The sequence below is a fragment of the Oryzomicrobium sp. genome (genome assembly GCF_021287045.1).
In the GTDB taxonomy this organism is placed as follows: domain Bacteria; phylum Pseudomonadota; class Gammaproteobacteria; order Burkholderiales; family Rhodocyclaceae; genus Oryzomicrobium.
In genome coordinates, this window is record NZ_JAJTBG010000012.1 from 66612 (window position 1) to 89234 (window position 22623).

At 70.6% G+C, this 22623-nt stretch carries 18 protein-coding genes and 1 tRNA gene; 4 read left to right on the forward strand and 15 right to left on the reverse strand.

Annotation, left to right across the window (positions count from 1 at the left end; genetic code table 11):
* Positions 1-177: 177 nt before the first annotated feature.
* From LWW89_RS13850 to LWW89_RS13865, 4 genes are all read right to left on the reverse strand, one after another.
* On the reverse strand, positions 178-1725 hold the full coding sequence (locus tag LWW89_RS13850) for a DHA2 family efflux MFS transporter permease subunit (protein WP_293265150.1): 1548 nt from the start codon (positions 1723-1725) through the stop codon (positions 178-180).
* A gap of 1 nt (position 1726) precedes the next feature.
* Positions 1727-2929: an HlyD family efflux transporter periplasmic adaptor subunit gene (locus LWW89_RS13855; RefSeq protein ID WP_293265152.1), complete on the reverse strand. Its 1203-nt coding sequence runs from the start codon at positions 2927-2929 to the stop codon at positions 1727-1729.
* Positions 2922-4487: an efflux transporter outer membrane subunit gene (locus LWW89_RS13860; RefSeq protein ID WP_293265154.1), complete on the reverse strand. Its 1566-nt coding sequence runs from the start codon at positions 4485-4487 to the stop codon at positions 2922-2924. Before LWW89_RS13860 ends, LWW89_RS13855 begins: the two co-directional genes overlap by 8 nt.
* Positions 4488-4556: 69 nt before the next feature.
* A complete protein-coding gene (locus LWW89_RS13865; RefSeq protein WP_293265156.1) occupies positions 4557-5261 on the reverse strand; it encodes a pirin family protein in 705 nt (234 codons plus the stop codon).
* A gap of 94 nt (positions 5262-5355) precedes the next feature.
* Here LWW89_RS13865 and LWW89_RS13870 point away from each other — a divergent pair, with 94 nt between their 5' ends.
* The gene (locus LWW89_RS13870; RefSeq protein ID WP_293265157.1) at positions 5356-6360 is read left to right on the forward strand and encodes a LysR family transcriptional regulator; all 1005 of its coding nucleotides are present in this window, start codon (positions 5356-5358) and stop codon (positions 6358-6360) included.
* Between the two features lie 80 nt (positions 6361-6440).
* On the opposite strand, the gene arsB is transcribed toward LWW89_RS13870, so the two are convergent.
* The 6 genes from arsB to LWW89_RS13900 all read right to left on the reverse strand — a co-directional run bounded on the left by arsB (position 6441) and on the right by LWW89_RS13900 (position 11213).
* Positions 6441-7511, reverse strand: coding sequence for an ACR3 family arsenite efflux transporter (arsB, locus tag LWW89_RS13875; RefSeq protein WP_293265158.1), 1071 nt, complete (start codon positions 7509-7511; stop codon positions 6441-6443).
* Positions 7512-7520: 9 nt separating this feature from the next.
* Positions 7521-7934 (reverse strand): arsenate reductase ArsC, encoded by a 414-nt coding sequence (locus LWW89_RS13880; RefSeq protein ID WP_293265159.1) that lies wholly within the window; start codon positions 7932-7934, stop codon positions 7521-7523.
* 126 nt (positions 7935-8060) lie between these two features.
* Positions 8061-8414, reverse strand: coding sequence for a metalloregulator ArsR/SmtB family transcription factor (locus LWW89_RS13885; RefSeq protein ID WP_293265160.1), 354 nt, complete (start codon positions 8412-8414; stop codon positions 8061-8063).
* 232 nt (positions 8415-8646) lie between these two features.
* Entirely contained in the window at positions 8647-9108 is a 462-nt protein-coding gene (locus tag LWW89_RS13890; protein WP_293265161.1) for a hemerythrin domain-containing protein, read from the reverse strand.
* Position 9109: 1 nt separating this feature from the next.
* On the reverse strand, positions 9110-10342 hold the full coding sequence (serA, locus tag LWW89_RS13895; RefSeq protein ID WP_293265162.1) for a phosphoglycerate dehydrogenase: 1233 nt from the start codon (positions 10340-10342) through the stop codon (positions 9110-9112).
* Between the two features lie 64 nt (positions 10343-10406).
* On the reverse strand, positions 10407-11213 hold the full coding sequence (locus LWW89_RS13900) for a ferredoxin--NADP reductase (protein WP_293265163.1): 807 nt from the start codon (positions 11211-11213) through the stop codon (positions 10407-10409).
* 269 nt (positions 11214-11482) lie between these two features.
* Between LWW89_RS13900 and LWW89_RS13905 the strand changes: the two genes are divergently transcribed.
* Entirely contained in the window at positions 11483-11977 is a 495-nt protein-coding gene (locus LWW89_RS13905) for an Rrf2 family transcriptional regulator (RefSeq protein WP_293265165.1), read from the forward strand.
* A 67-nt stretch (positions 11978-12044) separates the two neighbouring features.
* Positions 12045-12773, forward strand: a complete 729-nt coding sequence (locus tag LWW89_RS13910) for a DUF4197 domain-containing protein (RefSeq protein WP_293265166.1) — start codon at positions 12045-12047, stop codon at positions 12771-12773.
* A gap of 195 nt (positions 12774-12968) precedes the next feature.
* On the opposite strand, the gene LWW89_RS13915 is transcribed toward LWW89_RS13910, so the two are convergent.
* The 5 genes from LWW89_RS13915 to LWW89_RS13935 form a co-directional block, all read right to left on the reverse strand.
* Positions 12969-13472: a peroxiredoxin gene (locus LWW89_RS13915; RefSeq protein ID WP_293265168.1), complete on the reverse strand. Its 504-nt coding sequence runs from the start codon at positions 13470-13472 to the stop codon at positions 12969-12971.
* A 293-nt stretch (positions 13473-13765) separates the two neighbouring features.
* Complete coding sequence (locus LWW89_RS13920) at positions 13766-16000, reverse strand: HAMP domain-containing sensor histidine kinase (RefSeq protein ID WP_293265170.1); 2235 nt, start codon at positions 15998-16000, stop codon at positions 13766-13768.
* Positions 16001-16055: 55 nt separating this feature from the next.
* Complete coding sequence (locus tag LWW89_RS13925; RefSeq protein ID WP_293265172.1) at positions 16056-17531, reverse strand: sigma-54 dependent transcriptional regulator; 1476 nt, start codon at positions 17529-17531, stop codon at positions 16056-16058.
* A 139-nt stretch (positions 17532-17670) separates the two neighbouring features.
* A complete protein-coding gene (gene putA / locus LWW89_RS13930) occupies positions 17671-21552 on the reverse strand; it encodes a bifunctional proline dehydrogenase/L-glutamate gamma-semialdehyde dehydrogenase PutA (RefSeq protein ID WP_293265174.1) in 3882 nt (1293 codons plus the stop codon).
* A 145-nt stretch (positions 21553-21697) separates the two neighbouring features.
* Positions 21698-22243: a peroxiredoxin gene (locus LWW89_RS13935; protein WP_293265176.1), complete on the reverse strand. Its 546-nt coding sequence runs from the start codon at positions 22241-22243 to the stop codon at positions 21698-21700.
* A 157-nt stretch (positions 22244-22400) separates the two neighbouring features.
* Between LWW89_RS13935 and LWW89_RS13940 the strand changes: the two genes are divergently transcribed.
* Positions 22401-22475, forward strand: a tRNA-Arg gene (locus LWW89_RS13940).
* The last annotated feature ends 148 nt before the right edge of the window (positions 22476-22623 follow it).

Genomic DNA, 22623 nt, shown 5'->3' on the forward strand with positions numbered 1-22623 from the left:
ATAGGCCCTACGGGACAAACTGTCTCGGACAAAATGTCGCAATCCGTGACTTTTTGTCCTAATCGCAACTTAGCAGACATCCAGCGAAATAACGAGCCCAATAACGCGGCCGGCCCGCCGGAGGATCAATCTCCATGCGGGCCGGGGCGTCATCGAAGAGCGATGAAAATTACGCTTTTACTCCATCGGCGGAGGCGCCGCGGCAGCCTTCACCGGCTTGGTCAGCCACACCAGCACCGACAGGCCGACGAACATCATCGCCGCCAGGGTGAAGGCGTCCAGGGTGGCCTTGGTCACCGCCTGCTGGTTGAGCAGGCGCTCCACCGTGCCCAGGGCCTGGGCGGCACTCATGCCCAAGTTCTGCAACCCGGCCAGGGCGCTGTTGAAGGGATCGTTGACGATGGTCATGCGCTCCGCCAGCTCCGAGTGGTGCACCGCCGTCTTATGGTCCCAGTAGGCCACCGTCAGCGAGGTGCCGAAGCTGCCCCCCAGTACCCGCAGGAAGGTGGCCAGGCCCATGGCCGAAGCCATGTGGCCGGGCGGCACCCGGGAAACGATGATGGTGGTCAGCGGGGCGAAGAAGCAGGCCAGGGCGATGCCCTGGACGAAGCGCGGCTGGGCCAGGTGCCAGGGATCGACGCCCGGGGTCAGGTGGCTCTGCCACCAGAAGGTGAAGGCGAACACGGCGAAGGCCAGGGTCACCATCCAGCGCAGGTTGAGGCGGGCCATGTTCTTGCCGATCAGGGGCGCCAGGATCACCGGCAGCACGCCGATGGGCGCCGAAACGATACCGGCCCAGGTGGCGGTGTAGCCCAGGGTGGTCTGCAACCACAGGGGGAACAGCACCACCCCGCCCATGAAGGTCATGTAGCCGAGGCTGATGGCCAGGGTCCCGAAGGCGAAGTTGGGCTCGCCGAACAGGCGCAGGTCCACCACCGGGTGCTCGTCGGTCAGCTCCCACACCACCAGCAGCGCCAGGCCCAGGGCGGCGATCACCCCCAGGGCGATCACTTCGGGGGATTCGAACCAGTCCAGCTCGTTGCCCTTGTCGAGCATCAGTTGCAGGGCGCCGACGCCGATCACCAGCAGGGCCAGGCCGATGCGGTCGATGGGCACCTGGGCGGTGCGGCTCTCCCGGGTCTTCAGCACCGGCCAGGACAGGGCCACGGCCAGGATGCCCACCGGCACGTTGATGAAGAAGATCCACGACCAGTGGAAGCTGTCGGTGATCCAACCGCCGAGCAGGGGCCCGGCGATCGGCCCGACCACCGCCACCATCATCGAGATGGCCATGGCCATGCCGCGCTGGTGTGGCGGGTAGGCGCCGAGCATGAGGCTCTGGGCCAGGGGGAACATGGGCCCGGCGGCCAACCCCTGGAGCACCCGGGCGAAGATGAGGAATTCCAGGCTCTGGGAAAAGCCGCACAACAGCGAGGCGGCGACGAAGGCCAGGGTCGCCACGGTGAACATGCGCACTTCGCCGAAGCGGCGGGCCAGCCAGCCGGTGAGCGGCAGGGCGATGGCGTTGGCCACGCCGAAGGAGGTGATCACCCAGGTGCCCTGGGATGCGCTCACCCCCAAGTCGCCGGCCAGGGTAGGCACGGCCACGTTGGCGATGGTGGTGTCCAGCACCTGCATGAACACCGCCAGGGACAGCGAAAAGGTGATGAGCCCCCGCGCCCCGCCTTCCAGGGGCGGGCGGTCGTCGTGATGGGCGGCGGCCATGTCAGCCCTTCGCGCCGGCCGCCGAACGATCGGCCCGCTCGGACTCTTTCAGCTCCTTGCGCACCCAGGCCCGGGCCTCGTCCTCGGCGTTCTTGAGCACCTGCTCGTCGCCGGCGGCCGGCTGGGGCGCCTGGGCCGGGGCGGCGGTGGGCAGCAGGGGGCCGCTGCGGTCCTTGGTGTTGACCGTCACGTTCATCGACAGGCCGACCCGTAGCGGATACTTGGCCACGGTCTCGGGCTTCAGGGCGATGCGCACCGGCACCCGCTGGGTCACCTTGATCCAGTTGCCGGTGGCGTTCTGGGCCGGCAGCAGGGCGAAGGCCGCGCCGGTGCCGGCGCCGATGCCAACCACGGTGCCTTCGTACTCGACGCTGCTGCCGTAGACGTCCGCCTCCAGGGTCACCGGCTGGCCGATGCGCACGTTCTTCAGCTGGCTTTCCTTGAAGTTCGCCTCGACCCAGGCGCCGCCCAGGGGGGTGAGGGTCAGCAGGGGCTGGTTGGGGGCCACCACCTGGCCGGGCTGCGCCGCCTTCTTGGCTACCACGCCGGCCACCGGGGCGGTGATCGTGGTGTAGGAGGCGTTCAGGGCCGCCTGGGTGTAGCGGGCCACCGCCGCTTCCACCCGGGGGTGGTTGGCCAGGGGGCCGTCGCCCAGGGCGGCACTCACCGCGTCGCGCTCGCGCTCGGCGGACTGGGTGCGGGCCTCGGCCAGCTGCACCGCCGACTTGGCGTGGGCCAGTTCCTCGGCGGACACGGTGCGGTCGGCGGCCAGGGGAGCACGGCGGGCCAGGTTGTCGCGGGCCTCGTCCAGCTCCAGCTTGCGGGCGGACACCTGGGCGGCCAGGCTCTTCTCGCGCTCCTTCGTCTGGGCCAGGTCGCGCACGGTTTCCAGCAATTCGGCCTTGGCCCGGGCCAGGGCGACGCGCACGTCCCGGTCGTCGAGGCGCACCAGCCACTGGCCGGGCGTCACGCCGTCGGTCTCGCCCACGGCCACGGCCTGGACGGTGCCGGCGATGCGCGCGGCGACGTTGACCGAATCGGCAGCCACGTAGGCGTTGTCGGTGGTTTCCCGGTAGCGGCTGACGGTGAAGTACCACACCGCCACGCCGACGGCGCCGATCAGGAAAGCCCCCGCCACCAGGCGGATGCCGCGTTTGCGTGCCGAGGAATTTCCGTTGGAGCCGTTGTTGTTGTGTTCAGCCATGATGGTTGTCCTTGGGGGAGACAAGTGCCGCCGGACGTTCTGCGCCGTCGGCGGACGACGAAAGGGGGGAAGAGGTGGAGGGAGTGGAAGACGCGGCCGGGGCGCCCTCGCCGGGCTGGCGGTAGCCGCCGCCCAGGGCGCGCACCAGGGCCACGTCGGCGGCCAGGCGGCGGGTGTCGGCGGCCAGGCGCTCCTGCTCGGCCTGGAGGGCCCGGTAGCGGGCGTCCCAGGCCGCCGGGGCCGGGTCCAGGCCGGCGGCGACGCGGCGCTCGGCGCGGCGGGCCACTTCGTCCTGGCGCACCGCAGCGCCGGCCAGGGCCTGGGACTGGCGGCTCTCGCCGTCCAGGCTGGCGGCGGCGCTGACCGCTTCGCGCAGGGCGGCGGCGGCCCCCTGGCGCAGGGTGGCCAGGGCTTCGTCGGTTTCCGCGTCGCGCAGGGCCACGGTGGCCGCCCGGGTGCCGCCGTCGATGACCGGCAGGGTCAGGAACGGCCCCAGGCCGTAGGTGCCGCTGGAGCCCTTGAGCAACTGGTCGAAGGTCAGGGTCTGGAAACCGAGCAGACCGGACAGGGACAGCTGGGGCAGCCGGTCCGCCTTGGCCGAGGCCCGGGCGTGGACCGCCGCTTCCCAGCGGGCTTCCATGGCCGCCAGGTCGGGACGGCGCAGCAGCAGTTCGGCGGAAAGGTCGGCGGGCAGGCCGGCCCGGTCGGCCACCGGCAGGGGGCGCGGCGCCAGATTAAGGTCCGGGGGCGCGCCGGCCGCCTCGGGCTTGCCGCTGGTGCACAGTTCGGCGAGCACCGCCCGGTCGGTCTGGATGCGCGTGGCCAGGGCGGCGCGGCGGGCCGCCTCCTGCTCCTGGCTGGTTTCGCGCAGCAGGCGCTCGGTGGCCGGCGACAGGCCTGCGGCGACGCGGCGCCCGGCGGCGGCGGAAAGGTCGGCCACCAGAGCCTGGCGCGCCTCCACCAGGCGCAGCTCCTGCCAGGCGGCGAGCAGGTCGAAATAGACGGCCGCCACCCGGGACGACAGCCCCAGGGCGGCCAGGTGGGCCTCGGCCTCGGCGGCCCGGGCCTGGCCCAGGCGGGCGGCCACCGCTTCCCGGTTGCGCCCCCACAAATCCAGGTCCCAGGAGAGTTCGAGGGCGGCCAGGCTATCGGTCTGCGGATGCTGGGCCAGGTAGGACGGGAAAATATAGTTCTCGGAATACTTGATCCGCTCGGCGGACACCTGGGCGCCCACTTGCAGGCTGTCGCGGCCGGCCAGGGCGTCGGCCTGGCGGCGGGCCTGCTCGACCCGCGCCCGGGCGGCGTCCAGGGAGGGGTTGCCGGCCAGGGCGGCGTCGATCAGGCGGTCCAGTTGGGGGTCGCCGTAGCCGCGCCACCAGCCGGCCTGGGGCCAGGGACGGGCGGGCTGGGTGGACGCCTGGGCCACGCCGGCGGCGGAATAGGCCAGGGGCGGCTGTCCCGGGGACACCACGGCGCAGCCGCCCAGGGCCGCAGCCAGGCCCAGGGCCATGGCCGCCGCCAGGGGGCGCGGACGGGGCGAGGAAAGGAATCGGTTCATCGCGTCGGTCACTCCGAAGAAGCGAAAACGTTAAAGCGGTGGATCGGGACGGTGGCGCGCAGCGCCGGATCAGTCGGCGGGAGGCAGGTCGAACACCAGCACTTCGGCCCCGTCCTCCAGGGCGGCCAGTTCCAGTTCAGGCTCGGCGCCGATGCGGGCACCGTCGCCAGGCCCCAGGACCAGGCCGTTGAGGGTCAGGCGCCCCCGGGCCACATGCACATAGGCAAGCCGCCCGGGCAGCAGGTTCAGGGTTTCGCCCTGGCCGGCGGCAAAGCGTCCGGCATAGACACGCACGTCCTGATGCACCCGCACCGCCCCGGCGCCGCCTTGGGGCGAGGCCACCAGGGCCAGCCGGCCGGTACGCGCCGGCAGGGCGACCTGCTCGTAGCCGGGCGCCAGGCCGCGCACCGCGGGTTCGATCCAGATTTGCAGAAAGTGCGCCGGCTCGGTACGGGACGGGTTGTATTCGCTATGCAGGATGCCCCGGCCGGCGCTCATGCGCTGCACCTCGCCGGGGCGGATCACCGAGCCGGTGCCCAGGCTGTCCCGGTGTTCCAGGGCGCCGTCGAGGACGTAGCTGATGATCTCCATGTCCCGGTGCCCGTGGGTGGGGAAGCCCTCACCGGGCGCCACCGTGTCGTCGTTGATGACGCGCAGGGGCCCCCAGCCCATGTGGGCCGGGTCGAAATAGTCGGCAAAGGAAAAGCTGTGCCAGGAATCGAGCCAGCCGTGGTTGGCGTGGCCCCGTTCCTGGGCGTGGCGCAGGGTGATCATGACAGCCCCCGGTAAAAGCGAGGGGCCATGATCCTCCCTTTACTAGGGCCGATAAAGCCACCAATATGGGATACATTGTTTCATTGGAGCAACAATGCCCTCCCCCATCCCGCCGGCCTTCCTGCCCGCGCCCAACACCGAATTGCTGCGCGACATGGCCCTGTTCGTCGAAGTGGCGCGGCAGCGAAGCTTCACCGCGGCGGCAGCAGCCCTGCGTCTGCCCAAGTCCACCCTGTCGCGGCGCATCACCGCCCTGGAACGGGAGGTGGGCGTCCAGCTTCTCACCCGCACCACCCGGCGCATCGACCTGACCGTGGCCGGCAGCGACTACTTCGAGCGGGCCAGCAAGCTGGTGGACGAGGCCCACGCCGCCCACGCCCAGCTCCAGGACCTGCGCGACTCGCCCCGGGGGCAATTGCGGGTGTCGATGCCGGTGGAGTTCGGCGTGCTGTGGATGGCCCCCTACATCGCCGCCTTCGCCCAGCGCTACCCGGACATCACGTTCGACCTGGACCTGTCGCCGCGCCGCACCGACGGCATGGAAGAGCACTTCGACGTGGCGATCCGCATGGGGCTGCCCTCGGACGCCAACCTGGTGGTGCGCCAGCTCGCCGCCGTGGGCCGGGCACTTTACGCCAGCCCGGCCTACCTGGCCGAGCGCGGCACCCCGGGCCATCCGGCGGAACTGGCCCTGCACGAATGCCTGCGCATCACCATGGTCCGCCCCGAAACCACCTGGAGTCTGTGCCGGGAGGGGGAGCGGGTCACCGTGGGCATCGGCGGGCGCTGCACCATGAACAACATCAGCATGGTGCGGCGGCTGTGCCTGGAGGGCCTGGGCATCGCCGTGCTGCCCCTGCCCCTGGTCCAGGACGACCTGCTCGGCGGCCAGCTGGTGCCGGTGCTGGCGGACTGGAACATGCCGCCGATGCCGGCCTACGCCCTACTGCCCTCCCGGCGCGTGCCGGCCCGGGTGCGGGTGTTCCTCGACTTTCTCAGCGAACGGCTCGAAGCCCAGGCCGACGAAATCCGCCAGGGCCAGCGGCAACGCCCGTCCCCCGCCTCGGAACACACCCGGCACCTGTCCGGGCTGCGCTGATTCCAGTCACCGCCCTTGGCTTGGCCGCCGGCACCCGGGCCCCGACTCAAAAGCAGCCGTTGCGGCCGGCTCCTGTCCGGTCAACGGGCTTCGTACCAGCCCTTGGACCCATTCACGACCTTCACCACCAGCAGCATGACCGGCACCTCGATGAGGACGCCAACCACCGTTGCCAAGGCCGCTCCCGATTCGAAACCGAACAGGCTGATGGCCGCGGCCACCGCCAGCTCGAAGAAGTTGGAGGCGCCGATCAGGGCAGAGGGGCAGGCGACGTTGTGCTTCTCGCCGACCACCTTGTTCAGCCAATAGGCCAGGGCCGAGTTGAAGAAGACCTGGATGAGGATGGGCACGGCCAACAGGGCGATGACCAGGGGCTGCTTGAGGATGGCCGCCCCCTGGAAGGCGAAGAGCAGCACGAGGGTGACCAGCAGGGCCGCGATGGACCAGGGGCCGATCCTGGCCATGGCGGCATCGAACGCCGCCTGCCCCTTGGCCAGCAGCGCTTTGCGCCAGAGCTGGGCCAGGACGACCGGAATCACGATGTAGAGAACGACCGAGGTGATCAGCGTGCTCCAGGGCACCGTGATGGCCGAGATCCCCAGCAAGAACCCGACGATGGGGGCGAAGGCGAACACCATGATCGTGTCGTTCATGGCCACCTGGGAAAGGGTGAACAACGGGTCGCCGTTGGATAGCCGGCTCCAGACGAACACCATGGCGGTGCACGGCGCCGCCGCCAGAAGGATCAGGCCGGCGATGTAGCTGTCCAGCTGCTCGGCCGGCAGCATCGGCGCAAACAGGTTGCGCACGAAGAGCCAGCCCAGGAAGGCCATGGAGAACGGCTTCACCAGCCAGTTCACGAACAGGGTGACGCCGATTCCGCGGACATGCTGCCTCACCTCATGCAGGGCGCCGAAATCGACCTTCACCAGCATCGGGATGATCATCACCCAGATGAGCAGCCCGACGGGCAGGTTCACCTGGGCGACTTCCATGTGGCCGATGGCCTGGAATAGGCCCGGGGCCGCCTGGCCGGCGACGATGCCGACCACGATGCAGAGAAACACCCAGACCGTCAGGTAGCGTTCGAAGACACTCATGGGCGCGCCGGTGGCCACTTTGGCGGTCACTTCACATTGCACGGCAGACATTGCAGCTCCTCACAAACCCAGGGCTGCGCGGACCGCCGGCACCAGACGGGCGCGGATGTCGTCGCGGATGGCGACGAAGCTTTCCAGCGGCTCGCCATGGGGATCGTGGAACCCGACGTGGATGCGCTTCACCGGCCGGGGAAAAATGGGACAGGTTTCTTTGGCGTTGTCGCAGACGCTGACCACCAGGTCGATGTCCTGGTCCATGACGGACTCGACAGTCTTGGGGTACAGCCCGGCGGTCGGCAGCTTGGCGAGTTGCAGCGCCTCGATGGCGCCATCGGCCACCTTCGGTTGCGGCGCGGTGCCGGCGGAGATGGCGCGCACGAGGCCGGCCAGATCGTGGTTGAGGATGGCCTCGCCCATCTGGGAGCGGCAGGAGTTGCCCGTGCATAGCACCAGGACCGTCTTGAGAGTGCTCATGTGTGTTCCGCTGTACTGGGTGGAGGGATGACCGGGGGCGCCGTTCAGCCTTGGGTGCGGCCGATGTCGTCCAGTTGCTTCCGGAGCGACACGCCGGCCAATGGGCTCGCTCAGGGCGCCGTCCCCTCAGGGCTTGGCAATCTTGGCCCGGCGCTTCGCGGTCGTGGCGCAGGCCGCCGTTTTGGGGAGACAGGCCTCGCCCTGGCAGCAGTTGCTGGTCAGGAAGGCGATGAGTTCATCCATCGTCCCGTACTCGGCCGAGTAGTGGATGAAGCGGCTTTCCCGCTCCCCCTTGATGAGGCCGACCCGGCTCAGATGCGAGAGATGGAAGGACAGGGTCGCCCCAGGCAGGTCCAGCTTTTCGGCAATGGCGCTGGCGTTCATGCCTTCCGGACCGGCTTCGACCAGAAGGCGGAAGATGGCGAGGCGGGATTCATGCCCCAGGGCGGCAAGAAGTTCGGCGGCGTTCAAGGTTTCCATATTTCCAATTTTATAGAAATATGGAAACGTATCGATGAAGGTTTTGTTACGACGCCCTCGGCACTCTGGTGAAACACAGGGCTATTTGGCGAAAGGCAAGGATTGGCGGCCCTGACCAGCCGCCCCCGCCCGCACCGATCTGCCGGCGCCACCGTCAGGCGGCCATGCATGTCATAGCCAGCGTTGCCCATGAGGGGCCGACGGACAAGGGCGCCGCACTGCTACCGTTGCATCAGGCCATCCGGCAGGCTCGTGCGATCCGGGACGCTCCGGAATCCAGCTCCGCCGCCAGCGCGTCGGCTACGCCGCACGCCTGGGCGGCTTCGAACAGCTCCCGCTCCTCGAAGCGCACGTGGTCGCCGAGCAGTTCGCCGAAGCGGCGCAGTGCCTCGCCGTCGGGGGACGGGCCGTCCAGGGCGGCGGCGAGTTCGTGCAACTGGCGGTGCTCGTCCAGGGTGCGCGCCACCAGGGCCGCGTTGCCGGTGCCCCCGGCGGCGACCAGGGCGGGCAGCAGGACGTCTTCTTCCACGGCAAAGTGGGGGCGCAGCTCGTCCCGGTAGCAGGCCAGCGCCCGCCCGGCCACGGCGCGGACTTCGGCCGGGCCGGCCTGGATCGCCCGCCGGGCGGCCAGGGAAAGGGATAGGGCGCCGTGGTGCTCCCGGGACAGGGCGAGCAGGGCGGGATGGCGCTTCATGTCAGTAGAGCAGCCGGCAGCGGATGGTGCCGTCGATGGCGTTGAGTTCGTCCAGGGCGATCTGGCTGGCGTTGGCGTCCACGTCGATGACCACGTAGCCCACGTCGGCGGTGGTCTGCAAGAACTGGGCGGCGATGTTGATGCCGGCCCGGGAGAAGCGTTCGTTGATCTGGGCCAGGACCCCCGGGACGTTGCGGTGGATGTGCAGCAGGCGGCACTTGCCGGTGTGTTCGGGCAGTGACACCTCAGGGAAGTTCACCGCCGAGGCGGTGGAACCGTTGTTGCTGTAGCGGATCAGCTTGGACGCCACCTCCAGGCCGATGCTGGCCTGGGCCTCGGCGGTGGAGCCGCCGATGTGGGGGGTGAGGATGACGTTCTCGAAGCCGATCAGGGGCGAGACGAAGGTGGCGTCGTTGCCCTTGGGCTCTTCTGGGAAGACGTCGATGGCCGCGCCCTGCAGGTGTTGCCGCTCCAGGGCCGCCACCAGGGCGTCGATGTCCACCACCGTGCCCCGGGAGGCGTTGATCAGCACCGCGCCGGGCTTCATCCGCGCCAGTTCGGCGGCCGCGATCATGTTGCGGGTGGCCGGGGTTTCCGGCACGTGCAGGCTGACCACGTCGGCCGCCTCCAGCAGCTCGTCCAGGGTGGCGGTGGGACGGGCGTTGCCCAGGGCCAGCTTGGCCTCGATGTCGTGGAAGATCACCGTCATGCCGAGCTGTTCGGCGAGCACGCCGATCTGGGTGCCGATGTGGCCGTAGCCGACGATGCCCAGGGTCTTGCCGCGCACCTCGTAGGAATGGGCGGCGCTCTTCACCCAGCCGCCCTGGTGCAGGACGGCGTTCTTGGCCGGGATGCCGCGCAGCAGCATGATGATCTCGCCCAGCACCAGTTCGGCGACGCTGCGGGTGTTGGAGAAGGGAGCGTTGAACACCGGCACGCCAAGGCGGGCGGCGGCGGTCAGATCGACCTGATTGGTGCCGATGCAAAAGCAGCCCACCGCCACCAGCTTGGGGGCCTGGGCCAGCACCTCGGCGGTGAGCTGGGTGCGGGAGCGGATGCCGATGAAATGGGCGTCGGCAATGGCCGCCACCAGGTCGGCGTCGGTGAGGGCCTTGGCGTGGCTCACCACCTGGGTGTAGCCGTCCCGGGCCAGGGCATCCACGGCGTTGGGGTGGATGCCTTCGAGCAGGACGAACTTGACCTTGTCCTTTTCCAGCGAGAGTCGGGCTGTCATGGTCGCGCTCCTTTGCGTTGGTATCGCTTACGTTTGTATTCGTTGGCGGCGGCAGACCCGGGGCCTACCAGTAGTTCTCGAAAGCCATCTGGCCGGCGATGCCGCGCCGGCCGGTGGCGAAGCCCCGCTCGCGCAGCAGGCCGCGCATCTCCTGGGCCATTTCCGGGTTGCCGCAGACCATCACCCGGGCCGTGGTCACGTCCAGGGGGGCGCCCGCCGCCGCTTCCAGCCGGCCGTCGGCCACCAGGTGCGGGATGCGTTCGGCCAGGGCCGTGGCGCCGGGCTCCCGGGTGACCACCGGCAGGTAGGTCAGCCGGGCGCCGCCTTCGGCCAGCAGGGGATGGTCCGGCAGGGCGGCGATCTCGTCCCGGTAGGCCAGTTCGGCGGCCTGGCGCACGCTGTGCACCAGCACCAGCCGCTCGAAGCGCCGCCACACCGCTGGGTCGCGCAGGATCGAAATGAACGGCCCCAGGCCGGTGCCGCTGGCGATCAGCCACAGGTCCCGCCCCGGCGCCAGTTGGTCCACCGTGAGGAAGCCGTAGCTGGCCTTGTCCACCCGCAGGGTGTCGCCGACGCGCAGCCGCTCCAGCCCCACCGAGAACGCCCCTTCCGGCACCAGGATGGCGAGGAATTCCAGGTAGTCGTCGTAGGCGGCGGACACCACCGAATAGGGGCGCCACACCGTCTCGCCGTCGCTGCCGTCCAGCCCCAGGCGGGCGTAATGGCCCGGGGTGAAGCGGAAGGACGGGCTGCGGGTGGTGCGGAACGACAGCTGGCGGGGCGTCCAGGCCCGCAGTTCCAGCACCCGCTCGGCGGTCCAGCGTTCCTCGCCGGTGCCAGCGGCAAGATCGGGATCGGGACGGGCATCCATCGGCATGGCTCCTTGATCCGGGTGGAAAATCGAGACAACGGCGGCCGGGCCGGAGTTCGCCGACGGCAACGCGCCGCCCCTCCCCTCGGCTTGCGCCGCAGTGCCGGGGCCAACGCCGTCCAGACCGCACAGCCTTGACTGCTTTTCGCCACTCGCCAGGCATTCCTGGCGGCGGCGGTCAAAAGCTGTAAAATAAATACAGCTTTATCCTAAGCCCCGTCCCTTTTAAAAGCAACATTTTTTCCGCATCTTTAATCCAGGCCGCCGCCATGCGACTTACCGCCTTTTCCGACTACACCATGCGGGTGCTGATGTTCCTGGCCACGGAACGGGGGCGCCTCGTCACCATTCCGGAGATCGCCGCGGCCTACGGTATTTCCGGGAATCACCTGACCAAGGTGGTGCATCAGCTGGTGCGGGCCGGGGTGGTGGAATCGACCCGGGGCAAGGGCGGCGGCATCCGCCTCGCTCGGGAGCCCGGTGACATCCGCCTGGGCGCCATCCTGCGCGCCAGCGAGGGCGGCGCGCCCCTGGTGGAATGCCTGGCCGGCGACGTCAATGCCACCGCCACCACTACGGCCGCCGACGCCGCCGGCACCTGCTGCCTCGCCCCGGTGTGCCGCCTGAGCGGCGTGGTGGAAGAAGCCTTCGCCGCCCTCTACGCCACCTTCGACCGCTACACCCTGGCCGACCTGGTGGCCGATCCACCGCGCATCAGTGCCATCCTGGTGCACCGCGCCACGCCGCCCTCCCCGGCCGCCTGACGGCCCCGGCATTGCCGCCGGGCGCCGTTCTTGCCACCATGGCAGACCCGACACTGGAGACGCCCCCATGCGCACCGCCCCCCTTTCCTTTGTTTCTCCCGCCCTCGCCAACCTGGCCGGCCACACCCGCAGCGCCTGCCTCGGCTTGGCCTGCCTGGCCGCGCTGGCCCTGGCCCCCGCCGCCCAGGCGGTAAGCAACGGCGACGCGGTGGCCGGGCTCAAGGAAGCCCTGTCCCGGGGCGCCGAGGTAGCGGTGGGACAACTGGGCAAGACCAACGGCTTTCTCGGCGATTCCCGGGTGAAGATTCCCCTGCCCGGCGCCCTGGCCCAGGCCGAGGGCATGCTGCGCATGGCCGGCATGGGCAAGCAGGCCGACGAGGTGGTGGACGCCATGAACCACGCCGCCGAGCAGGCGGTGGTGGAGGCCAAGCCGGTGCTGCTCAAGGCGGTCAAGGGCATGTCGGTGAAGGACGCCCAGGGCGTATTGACCGGCGGCGACCACGCCGCCACCGACTACTTCCGCCAGACCACCTCCGGCGAACTGACCCAGAAATTCCTGCCCATCGTGAAGAAGGCCACCGACCGGCTCCAGGTGAAACCCCAGTACGACAAGCTGGCGGGCAAGGCCGCCGGCCTGGGGCTGATGGACGCCAAGGACGCCAACCTGGACGACTACGTGACGCGCAAGGCCCTGGACGGCCTGTTCCTGATGATCGCCGAGCAGGAAAAGGCGATCCGCAAGGACCCGGTGGGCACCGGCAGCGCCTTGCTGCAAAAGGTCTTCGGCGGACTCTGACGCAGAATCCCGGCCGGCCACGGCCGCAAGCAACGCCCACCCGCCAAAAACAAACCGCCGCCCCACGGTCGTGGAGGCGGCGGTTTTTCATCCTGGCTCCGCCCCTGCCGGGTGCCCTCCCGGCCAGGGACCGGGTCGGGCCGCAGCGATGCGGGCCAGGGGTCAGTCAGGGAGCAGGGTGGCCTCGACCGTCCATCAAAGCCCCTTCAGCACGGCCTCGGCGCTGCTCACCTCGAACTTGCCCGGGGCCTCCACGGCCAGGGCCTTGACCACACCGTCCTCCACCACCATGGCGAAGCGCTGGGCGCGCAGGCCCATGCCCCGGGCGGTGAGGTCCAGTTGCAGGCCCAGCTTGCCCACGTATTCGGCGCTGCCGTCGGCCATCATGCGCACCTTGCTGCCTACCTGCTGGTCCCGGCCCCAGGCGCCCATGACGAAGGCGTCGTTGGCGGCCAGGCACCAGATCTCGTCCACGCCCTTGGCCTTGAAGGCGTCGTAGTGGGCCAGGTAGCCGGGCAGGTGCTGGTTGGAACAGGTGGGGGTGAAGGCGCCGGGCACGGCGAAGACGACGATCTTCTTACCCTTGACCAGGTCCTCGACCTTGAAGGTGTTGGGGCCCAGGGCGCAGCCTTCGGTTTCCACCGCGATGAATTCGTTGAGGGTGCCTGCGGGCAGGCGGTCGCCGACCTTGATCGTCATGGTTGTTTCTCCTGTTGTTGGAATGGATGCTCCCCGCGGGTGGGGAGTGGAATGGACAGGCGCCGGGGCGAAAAGTGCCCGGCGCCGGAACACCGGGCCGGCTTTCCCCAGTTTCGGTGGACAGGGCTGTGGATAATTCGGCAAAAGGCTTGCGCCTCAAGCACATGACGCACCGCACAAAAAACAGGCACCGGCCGGAAACCCAATAGGGGCGCGGACTTTCAAAATGGCATCGCCAAACGCCGCGCCAATGCCGGTTCTCCAGGCATGGCCCGTGAAACACCGCGCCAGTGCTAGCGTTCCGGCGACATGGATGCCTCGCCGGTTTCGTCCGCCCCGCCGAATTCACTGAACTCACCGAACTCACTGAATTCGCCAGGCCCGCCGCCCGGCAGGCGCTGGGGGTCGTAGCAGGCCAGGCCGCAGGGCAGCCAGACCACGAACTCGCTGCCCGCCCCCGGGGTGCTGGTGACGGTGATGCGGCCGCCGTGGCGCTCCAGGATGGCGTAGGTGATCGATAGGCCAAGGCCGGTGCCCTCGGCCTTCTTGGTGGTGAAGAAGGGGTCGAAGATGCGCGACAGCACCTCGGGGGCCATGCCGGCGCCGCTGTCGCGCACGCTCAAGGTGACGCCGGCGGCGCTGCCGTCGGCCTCGTTCCAGTCGGCGGTGGACAGGCGCAGGGTGCCGCCCTCGGGCATGGCCTGCACGGCGTTGACGATCAGGTTCACCATCACCTGTTGCAGCTCGTTGCGGTTGAAGGTGACCTGACGCCGGGTGGCGAAGTCCTGCTCGACGGCGATGGCGCGCTTTTGCAGGTTGTGCCGGGTCAGCACCAGGCAGTCGGCGATCACCGCATTGGGGTCCACCACCTCTTCCCGGCCGGCGAAGTCGGCGGGGCGGGCGAAGTGCAGCAGCCGGGTGACGATCTGCTGGATGCGCCGCACCTGGGCGTCGATCAGGCGGATTTCCTGCATCACCGGTTCGGCCGCCGGGCCGAGGATTTCACGCAGCACGTCCAGGTTGCCCTGGATCACCGCCACCGGGTTGTTGATCTCGTGGGCCACCCCGGCGGTCAGCTCGCCCAGGGCCACCATCTTTTCCGACATCACCAGCTGGGCCTGGGCCTGGCGCAGGGTGGCGTTGGCCTCTTCCAGGGCCAGGGTGCGCTCGGCCACCTTGCGGTCCAGGTCGTCGGCAAAGCGCTTCAGGGCGTCGCGCTGCTGGGAGAGGGAATCGAGCAGGTGGTCGAACTTGCCGGCCAGGCTGCCGATCTCGTCCCGGCTATCCACCGCCCCCACCCGGGCCGCCGCGTCGCCGGACTCGATGGCCTGGATGGTGCGGTTCATACGCTCGATGGGCTCGAAGATGCTCTTCGCCCAACTGAGCGAGAGCACCGCCCCGGCGATGCTGATCACGGCGAAGAAGACGAACAGGGTGACCATGGCCACCCACTTGGCGAGGCGGAAAGGGGCCTCAAGAAAGCCCACGTAGAGCATCCCGACCCGCTCGCCGAAGCTGTCGTGGAGCGGTTCGTAGCCCGACACGTAGTAGTCGCTGACGACGAAGGCCCGGTCCTGCCAGGTCTCGCCCTGGCCCAGCACCTTGTCGCGCACCGCCTTGGACACCCGGGTGCCCAGGGCCCGCTGCCCCTCGAAGAGGTGCACGTTGGTGGCGATGCGGGTATCCCCCAGGAACAGGGTGGCGGTGCCCTGGCTGCCCAGGGGCAGGGAGCCTTCCCGGTACACAATGCCGTTGATGCGGTCCACGATGCCCAGGTTGCCGTTGAGCAGCACGCCCCCTTCGAGCACCCCGACCAGGTGCTGCTCGGCGTCGTACACCGGCACCGCGGCGTGGATCGCCAGGCCCCGCGTCTCTTCGCGGCGGCTGTCCGGCGCCGCCGCCGGGGTGGGCACCAGGGGCAGGTGGGCGCGGGCCTTGAGGCCCGGGTCCATGCGCCCCAACTCGGCGGCGTCGAACACGTCGATGGCCACCTGGGGCGTACCGCTCACCGCCGCCGACACCACCGGCCAGCGCGCCCGACTACCGGCGATGGAACTGCCCCGGGGCACGGTGCCCACGTAGCCGTCGGTGTCGAGGAAGAACAGGAAATCCAGGCCGTATTGGCGCTTGATCGCATCCAGGTAGGCGCCCAGGGGCGTCTCCCGGGGCTGGAACGATGTTCCGGCAGCGGCTGCAGCCCCACCTGCCCGGCCGGGGGCCGGGGCGGGGCGCAGGTTGGCGTGCAGCCGCGAGGACAGGGCGATGGCGGTCAGGTCGTGGACCGTGCCCTGCTTGACCCGGTCGAAGTACTCGTGGGCGATCACCAGGTCGGCGCCGATCTTGAAGGTGAGCAGCCGGTGGTAGGTCTCGGAGCCCCACATCCACACCAGGATCAGCAGGGTCGGCACCCCGAGGAACAGGGGGGCCATGACCATGAACAGGAGCTTGGCCCGCACCGATTCCCGGAACAGGGTGCGGCCACGCCGGCACCACCCGCACAGCCGCCGCCAGGCGGCGCCGATCAGCATGGGCGGGGCCGGCCGATGGCGGTCGGGAACGCGGGAGAAAACGCAGACTGGACGATCACGGCCAGACCCCCCAGGCGGCGCACTTGCGCTCCAGGGTCTTGCGCGACACCTCCAGCAGCCGGGCAGCCTGGGACTTGTTGCCGGCGCAGCGTTCCAGCACCGCCAGGATGTGGCGCTTTTCCACCTCGGCCAGGGTCGGCACCGGGCCGTCCCCGGCCAGGGCCACCTCCTGCTCCCCTGCCCCGCCGGCGGCGGCCGCCGCGCCGCGCTGCAACGCATGGCCGGCGCCGCCCAGGGTGTTCAGGGGGAAGGCGCCGAGGATCAGGGAGCGCTGCACGAAGTTCTTCAGCTCGCGCACGTTGCCCGGCCAGGGGTAGGCCTCCAGGGCCTCGGCCACGGCGGGCGTCACGTCCAGGCGCGGCAACCCCAGCTGCAAGGTGTAGTAGGCGAGGAAGTGCTCGGTGAGCAGGCGGATGTCGGACACCCGGTTGCGCAGGGGGGCGATGTTGAGGGTGAGCACTTCCAGGCGGTAGAACAGGTCGGCGCGAAAACGCCCGGCGTTCACCTCGGCAGCCAGATCCTGGTTGGTGGCGGCGATCACCCGCACGTCCACCGGCAGCTCCCGCTCCGACCCCACGGGCCGCACCATCCGCTCTTCGAGCACGCGCAGCAGCTTGGTCTGGGCCGCCGGGGGCAACTCGCCGATCTCGTCGAGGAAGATGGTGCCGCCGTGGGCGTAGTAGAACAGGCCGTTGCGGTTGTCCTTGGCGCCGGTGAAGGCGCCCTTGACGTGGCCGAACAGCTCGGATTCGATCAGGTCGGCGGCGATGGCGCCGCAGTTCACCGGCACGAAGGGGCCGCTCGCCCGGGGCGACAGGTTGTGCAGGGCCCGGGCCGCCACCTCCTTGCCTACCCCGGATTCGCCCTGGATCAGCACGGTGGACGGCAGGGGCGCCACCCGGTGGATCAGGGCGGTCAGCTCGCGCATCGCCGCCGAGGTGCCGATCATGCCGTCCAGGGCGTCGGACACGTCGGCCCGCTCGCGCAATTCCCGGCGCAGCACGAAGTTTTCCCGGGCCAGGCGGGTGCGCTCGAAGCTGCGGCGCAGAGCGTTGACCATCTGGTCGAGGCGGAAGGGCTTGAGGATGAAGTCCGCCGCCCCGGCGCGCAGGGCGTCGATGGCGGTTTCCATGTCGGCGAAGGCGGTGATCAGGATCACGTCGCCGGCGAACGCCGGGTTGCCCGGGGCCTTCAGCTCCTTGAGCCATTCGATGCCGCTCTTGCCCGGCAGGGAAACGTCCAGGATCAGCACGTCGAAATGCTGGCGGGCCACCCGGGCCATGCCCTCCTCGGCGCTGCCGGCGGCGGCGAAGGTGCAGCCCCGGGCGGTGAGGGCCCGTTGCAGGAAGGCGCGCATGCCCTCCTCGTCGTCCACCACCAGGACCGAGTAGCCGGCCCAGGGTGCGGGGGCGCCGGCGACGGCAGGCGGCTGGGCCAGGGGAGAAGCAACGAGGGACGTATCGGCGGTCATGGGCGGCGAGGGAGGCTAATGCGGGTGACAGACGGCGGAGGGGAGCGATTCAAGCATGGGGTGAGACATTTTGTCCATGCGCCACCCCATGTGCCGTGCCCTATTCCGTGTCATGCGCCGGTACCGCCGCCCCTCTCCCCTACGCCTCCAGGGTCATCAGGCTGGCGTTGCCCCCCGCCGCCGCGGTGTTGATGCTCGTCACCCGCTCCACCACCAGCCGGTAAAGGGGATAGTCGCCCTCCTCGTCCGGGGCCAGCACCGGCACGATGGCGCCGGGCCAGGTGGCCGCAGCGGCACGCCACTGCCAGGCCTCGGCCTCGTCCCCGGCCAGCAGCGCCGCCAGGCCGACGGTGCCGTCCAGGGGGCCGTCGCGCACCTCCACCGCAGCCCGGACCGGGGCCGGCAAACGCCCGACCCACGCCCGGACACCCTCGCCGTCCGCCAGTACCGCCGTGTTGCCGGTAGCCAGGGCGGCAGCCACTTGGGCGGCCAGACCGGCCGCGTCCCGGGCCAGGCAGCCCACCCGCCCCCGGGGGGCGAAGGCCAGGCTGTTGGCCTCGCCGGTAGGGCCTGGCAGTTCCAGCCGCCAGGGCAACAGGGTCAGGGCGGCGTAGCGGCGGCAGCGGCCGGCCATCCCCTCCTCCGCCCGGCCTTCCCCGGCGGCGCGCAGCCAATCGGCCAGGGCCAGGAAGGGGGCGGATTCGCCGCCGCGCACCAGGGTCGCCCGCACCGCCGCCCCGGCCAGGGCGCTGGGGGCCACCTGGCGGGCGCCGCGCAGGCGTTGCAGGTAGAGGGGGCCGCCAGCCTTCGGCCCAGTACCGGACAGGCCCTCGCCGCCGAAGGGCTGAACGCCCACCACGGCACCGATCATGTTGCGGTTGATGTAGCGGTTGCCGGCCCGTACCGGGGCGGGCGCGTGGGCATGGTCATGAGCATGGGCGAATTCCTTCGCTCCCTGCGCCCCCTCCGCTCCCGCCGGGCCGCAGCCCCCGCTCACCGCCTCCACCGTCTCGTCGATGCGGCTGTGCAGGCCGAAGGTGAGGCCGTAGCCGGTGGCGTTGATCGCCGCCAGCAGGGCCGGCAGCTCCGCCGCCCGGTAGCGCAGCACGTGCAGCACCGGGCCGAAGACCTCGCCGGACAGCCGCGCCAGGCCATCGATCTCGATCAGGGTCGGGGCCACGTAGGTGCCGGCGGCGCAGTCGGGCCCCAGGCCCAAGCGTTGCACCGGACAGCCGGCGGCGGCCAGGGCGGCAACGTGGGCCTCCAGGCGGTCCCGGGCCTCGGCGTCGATCACCGGCCCCACGTCCCGGGCCGGATCGGCCGGGTCGCCGCAGGCCAGTTCGCGCATCGCCCCGGCCAGCATTTCCAGCACCGGCGCGGCGATCTCCTCTTGCAGGCAGAGCACGCGCAGGGCCGAGCAGCGCTGCCCGGCGCTGTCGAAGGCGGAGGCGATCACGTCCTGCACCACCTGCTCGGGCAGGGCCGACGAATCCACCACCATGGCGTTCTGCCCGCCGGTCTCGGCCACCAACACCGGCTCGGCCCCGGCGCCGCGCCGGGCCAGGGCGGCCTGGATCAGGCGGGCCACCTCGGTGGAGCCGGTGAACACCACCCCGGCCACCCGGGGATCGGCCGCCAGGGCGGCGCCCACCGTCTCGCCAGGGCCAGGCAGCAGTTGCAGGGCGTTCCGGGGCACGCCGGCCCGGTGCAGCAGATCCACCATCGCCGCGGCGATCAGCGGAGTCTGCTCCGCCGGCTTGGCAATGACCGGCCGGCCGGCGGCCAGGACGGCGGCCACCTGGCCGGTGAAAATGGCCAGGGGGAAATTCCAAGGGCTGATGCAGGCCAGGGGGCCGGCCGGCGGCGGGGCCTCGTCGGCCAGGGTGGCGGACAGGCCGCGCAGCTCGGCGGCGTAGTAGCGGCAGAAATCCGCCGCCTCGCGCACTTCGGCCACGGCGTTGCCCCAGGTCTTGCCCGCCTCCCGCACCGCCAGGGAGACGAAGGCCAGGCGGCTCGCTTCCAGGGCATCCGCCGCCCGCTCCAGGACCGCCGCCCGGGCTTCCGGCGCCAGGGACCGCCAGCGGGTCGCGCTGGCCCGGGCCAGGGCGTCCTCTACCTCGCCGGGGGTGGCGTCGCGCACCTCGCCCACCACGTCGCCGTACCGCGCCGGGTTGCGCACCGGCCGGAGCGCGGTGGCGGGGTTCGGCCCCGCAGCCTGCCCCGCTTTGGGCTGCACATTCTCTTCTCCCCCCTCCGCCAGGCGCGGTGCGGCGCGCCAGCGCTGGCGGGCCAGCTCCGCCAGCCCGTCCCGGGTGGCGGCGAGTTGCCAGGGGCTGGCCAGGTCCAGGCCGGCGGAATTGGCGCGGCGGTGGGTCAGCCCGCCATAGAGCGCCGCCGGCAAGGGCAGGCGAGGATGGGGCAGCCCCCCTTCGGCGCGGACCGCCAGCAGCGGGTCCGCCACCAGGGCGTCCAGGCTCACCGCTTCGTCCACCAGGCGGTGCACGAAGGACGAGTTGGCGCCGTTTTCGAGCAGGCGGCGGACCAGGTAGGGCAGCAGGGTCTCGTGGCTGCCCACCGGGGCGTAGATGCGGCAGCGCCGCTGCGGGCCCGCGATCTGGTCGTAGAGGGTTTCGCCCATGCCGTGCAGGCACTGGAATTCGTAGTCGTCCCGCCCGCCCAGGCCGGCGGCGTCGGCCAGGGCGGCCACCGCCGCCACCGTGTGGGCGTTGTGGGTGGCGAACTGGGGATAGAGCAGCCCCTCGCCCGCCGCCTTCAGCAGCCGCCGGACGCAGGCCAGGTAGGAAAGGTCGGTGTGGGCCTTGCGGGTGTACACCGGGTAGCCGGCCAGCCCCTCCACCTGGGCGCGCTTGATCTCGCTGTCCCAGTAGGCGCCCTTGACCAGCCGCACCATCAGCCGCCGGCCATGGCGGCGGGCCAGTTGGGCGACGAAGTCGATCACCGCCGGAGCGCGCTTCTGGTAGGCCTGGACGACGAAGCCCAGGCCGTCCCAGTCCGCCAGGGCGGGATCGGCGGCCAGGGCGGCGAGCAGGTCGAGGGACAGTTCGAGCCGGTCCGCCTCTTCGGCATCGATGTTGAGGCCCAGGTCGTACTGGCGGGCCCGGGCCGCCAGGTCGCCCAGGCGTGGCAGCAACTCTGCCATCACCCGGGCGCGCTGGGCGGTGGCGTAGCGGGGATGGAGGGCCGAGAGCTTGATCGAAATGCCCGGCCCGCCCTTGACGCCATGCCGCCCCGCCTCGGGCCGGGAGCGGGCGGCGGCGCCGATGGCCTCGATGGCGTCGGCGTAGGCGCCGGCATAGCGGCGGGCATCGGCCTCGGTGAGGGCGGCCTCGCCGAGCATGTCGTAGGAATGGGTATAGCCCCGGGCCTCGCTGGCGGTGCTGCGGGCCAGGGCCTCGCCGATGCCGCGGCCGAGGACGAACTGCTGGCCGAGCAAGCGCATGGCGTAGTCCACGCCATGCCGCACCAGGGGCTCGCCGCCCCGGGCGAGGGCCCGGGTCAAGGCGCTGGACAGGGCCCCGGCGCTGACGGTGGATACCAGCCGGCCGGTGATCATCAGCCCCCAGGCGGCGGCATTGACGAACAGGGAGGGGCTGTGGCCCAGGTGGGCGCGCCAGTCGCCCCGGCCGATCTTGTCCCGGATCAACCGGTCGGCGGTGGCCCGGTCGGGGATACGCAGCAGGGCCTCGGCCAGGCACATCAGGGCAATGCCTTCCTGGCTGGACAGGGAGAATTCCTGCATCAGGCTGTCCATCCCGCTGGCCCGGCTGCGGGCCTGGCGCACCGCCCGGACCAGCTGCGCCGCCTGGCGGGTGATGGCCGGGCGCAGGGGGCCGAGCAGGGGCGCCACCTCGTCCACCAGAGCGGCCACGCAGGCCGCCTCGTCACGCCGGTGGGCGTCGGCGACGGCCCGGCGCAGGGGCGCCAGGTCGGGGGCGTCGGGCGGCGCGCCGTCCCGGCGGTCGGCAAAGGACTGGACGGGCTGGACGGATTCGGTGGGCATTGGCGTCCTCGGCGAAAGGATGCGGAAAGAGCCTTGTTCTGGATGATTCCCCGTGGCGTTCACCACCCGGCGTAGATGCCCCCGGGACGCCCATCGTCCCACGCAGCCGCGCCGGGCACCATCCGCGCGCCGCCGGCCGCTCCGCTCAATCGCGCCCGGTGAGCTGCTTCAGGTCGGCGATCACCTCGGCGCTGTGCTTCGAGGTGTCCACGCTCAGGTAGGTGCGGGCGATGCGCCCGTCCGGCGAAATCAGGAAGGTGTAGCGCTTGGCGAACTTGAACACCACCCAGTCGGAATATGCCCCATAGGTCTTGGCCACCGCGCCCCCGACGTCGGCGAGCAGGGGGAACGGCAGGCCATGCTTCTTGGCGAAGGCGGCATGGGAGGCGGAGTCGTCCACGCTCACCCCCACCACCTTGGCGCCCAGGGCCTGGAGCTGGACCCAGTCGTCGCGGAACTGGCAGGCCTCCTCGGTGCAGCCCGGGGTGTCGTCCTTGGGATAGAAGTACAGCACCACCCAGTGCCCGCGCAGGCTTTGCAGGGACACCGGCTTGCCGGTGGCATCGGGCAGGGTGAAGTCGGGCGCCATCTCGCCGCTCTCGGGCGGACGGGGCGCTTTTTCCGCGGCGGCAACGCGCAGGGCGAGCAAGACTCCGGCGACGACGACAACGGCCAGCAGCAGGGTTTTCATGGGCGGATCCGGGCGATGAGAAATGAAAACAACATGGAGAAAGAAGGAGGGCTTGAAGGGAAGGACCGGCGCTCCCGCCACCGGTTCCCATGGTGCCGGATTTTGCCCCGCCGCCCCGGGCGGCTACAATACGCGCCGCATCGCCCAGCCGCCTGCCCTCTCCGTAGTTCAATGGATAGAACGAGCGCCTCCTAAGCGCTAAATACAGGTTCGATTCCTGTCGGGGAGACCATCGCGACACCCGCCCGAAGCCCGCGCCACGCGGGCTTTTTCGTTGCTGGACGTGGCCTCTTCGGCGGCACTTTCCCGGTGCCCCAGTAGTTCAACGGGTGGGGCGCCATCCTGGACGCAGTGGGTGCGAAATACCGGGTCTGCCGCGC

Bases quoted from the DNA above. Each gene is read 5' to 3' on its own strand.
- LWW89_RS13870 (WP_293265157.1), top strand. From the start codon at position 5,356: ATGCCCTCCCCCATCCCGCCGGCCTTCCTGCCCGCGCCCAACACCGAA.
- LWW89_RS13920 (WP_293265170.1), bottom strand. From the start codon at position 16,000: ATGCTGATCGGCGCCGCCTGGCGGCGGCTGTGCGGGTGGTGCCGGCGT.
- LWW89_RS13850 (WP_293265150.1), bottom strand. From the start codon at position 1,725: ATGGCCGCCGCCCATCACGACGACCGCCCGCCCCTGGAAGGCGGGGCG.
- LWW89_RS13905 (WP_293265165.1), top strand. From the start codon at position 11,483: ATGCGACTTACCGCCTTTTCCGACTACACCATGCGGGTGCTGATGTTC.
- LWW89_RS13855 (WP_293265152.1), bottom strand. From the start codon at position 2,929: ATGGCTGAACACAACAACAACGGCTCCAACGGAAATTCCTCGGCACGC.
- LWW89_RS13865 (WP_293265156.1), bottom strand. From the start codon at position 5,261: ATGATCACCCTGCGCCACGCCCAGGAACGGGGCCACGCCAACCACGGC.
- LWW89_RS13935 (WP_293265176.1), bottom strand. From the start codon at position 22,243: ATGAAAACCCTGCTGCTGGCCGTTGTCGTCGTCGCCGGAGTCTTGCTC.
- serA (WP_293265162.1), bottom strand. From the start codon at position 10,342: ATGACAGCCCGACTCTCGCTGGAAAAGGACAAGGTCAAGTTCGTCCTG.
- LWW89_RS13915 (WP_293265168.1), bottom strand. From the start codon at position 13,472: ATGACGATCAAGGTCGGCGACCGCCTGCCCGCAGGCACCCTCAACGAA.
- LWW89_RS13890 (WP_293265161.1), bottom strand. From the start codon at position 9,108: ATGAAGCGCCATCCCGCCCTGCTCGCCCTGTCCCGGGAGCACCACGGC.
- LWW89_RS13910 (WP_293265166.1), top strand. From the start codon at position 12,045: ATGCGCACCGCCCCCCTTTCCTTTGTTTCTCCCGCCCTCGCCAACCTG.
- LWW89_RS13885 (WP_293265160.1), bottom strand. From the start codon at position 8,414: ATGGAAACCTTGAACGCCGCCGAACTTCTTGCCGCCCTGGGGCATGAA.
- LWW89_RS13880 (WP_293265159.1), bottom strand. From the start codon at position 7,934: ATGAGCACTCTCAAGACGGTCCTGGTGCTATGCACGGGCAACTCCTGC.
- arsB (WP_293265158.1), bottom strand. From the start codon at position 7,511: ATGTCTGCCGTGCAATGTGAAGTGACCGCCAAAGTGGCCACCGGCGCG.
- putA (WP_293265174.1), bottom strand. From the start codon at position 21,552: ATGCCCACCGAATCCGTCCAGCCCGTCCAGTCCTTTGCCGACCGCCGG.
- LWW89_RS13925 (WP_293265172.1), bottom strand. From the start codon at position 17,531: ATGACCGCCGATACGTCCCTCGTTGCTTCTCCCCTGGCCCAGCCGCCT.
- LWW89_RS13860 (WP_293265154.1), bottom strand. From the start codon at position 4,487: ATGAACCGATTCCTTTCCTCGCCCCGTCCGCGCCCCCTGGCGGCGGCC.
- LWW89_RS13900 (WP_293265163.1), bottom strand. From the start codon at position 11,213: ATGGATGCCCGTCCCGATCCCGATCTTGCCGCTGGCACCGGCGAGGAA.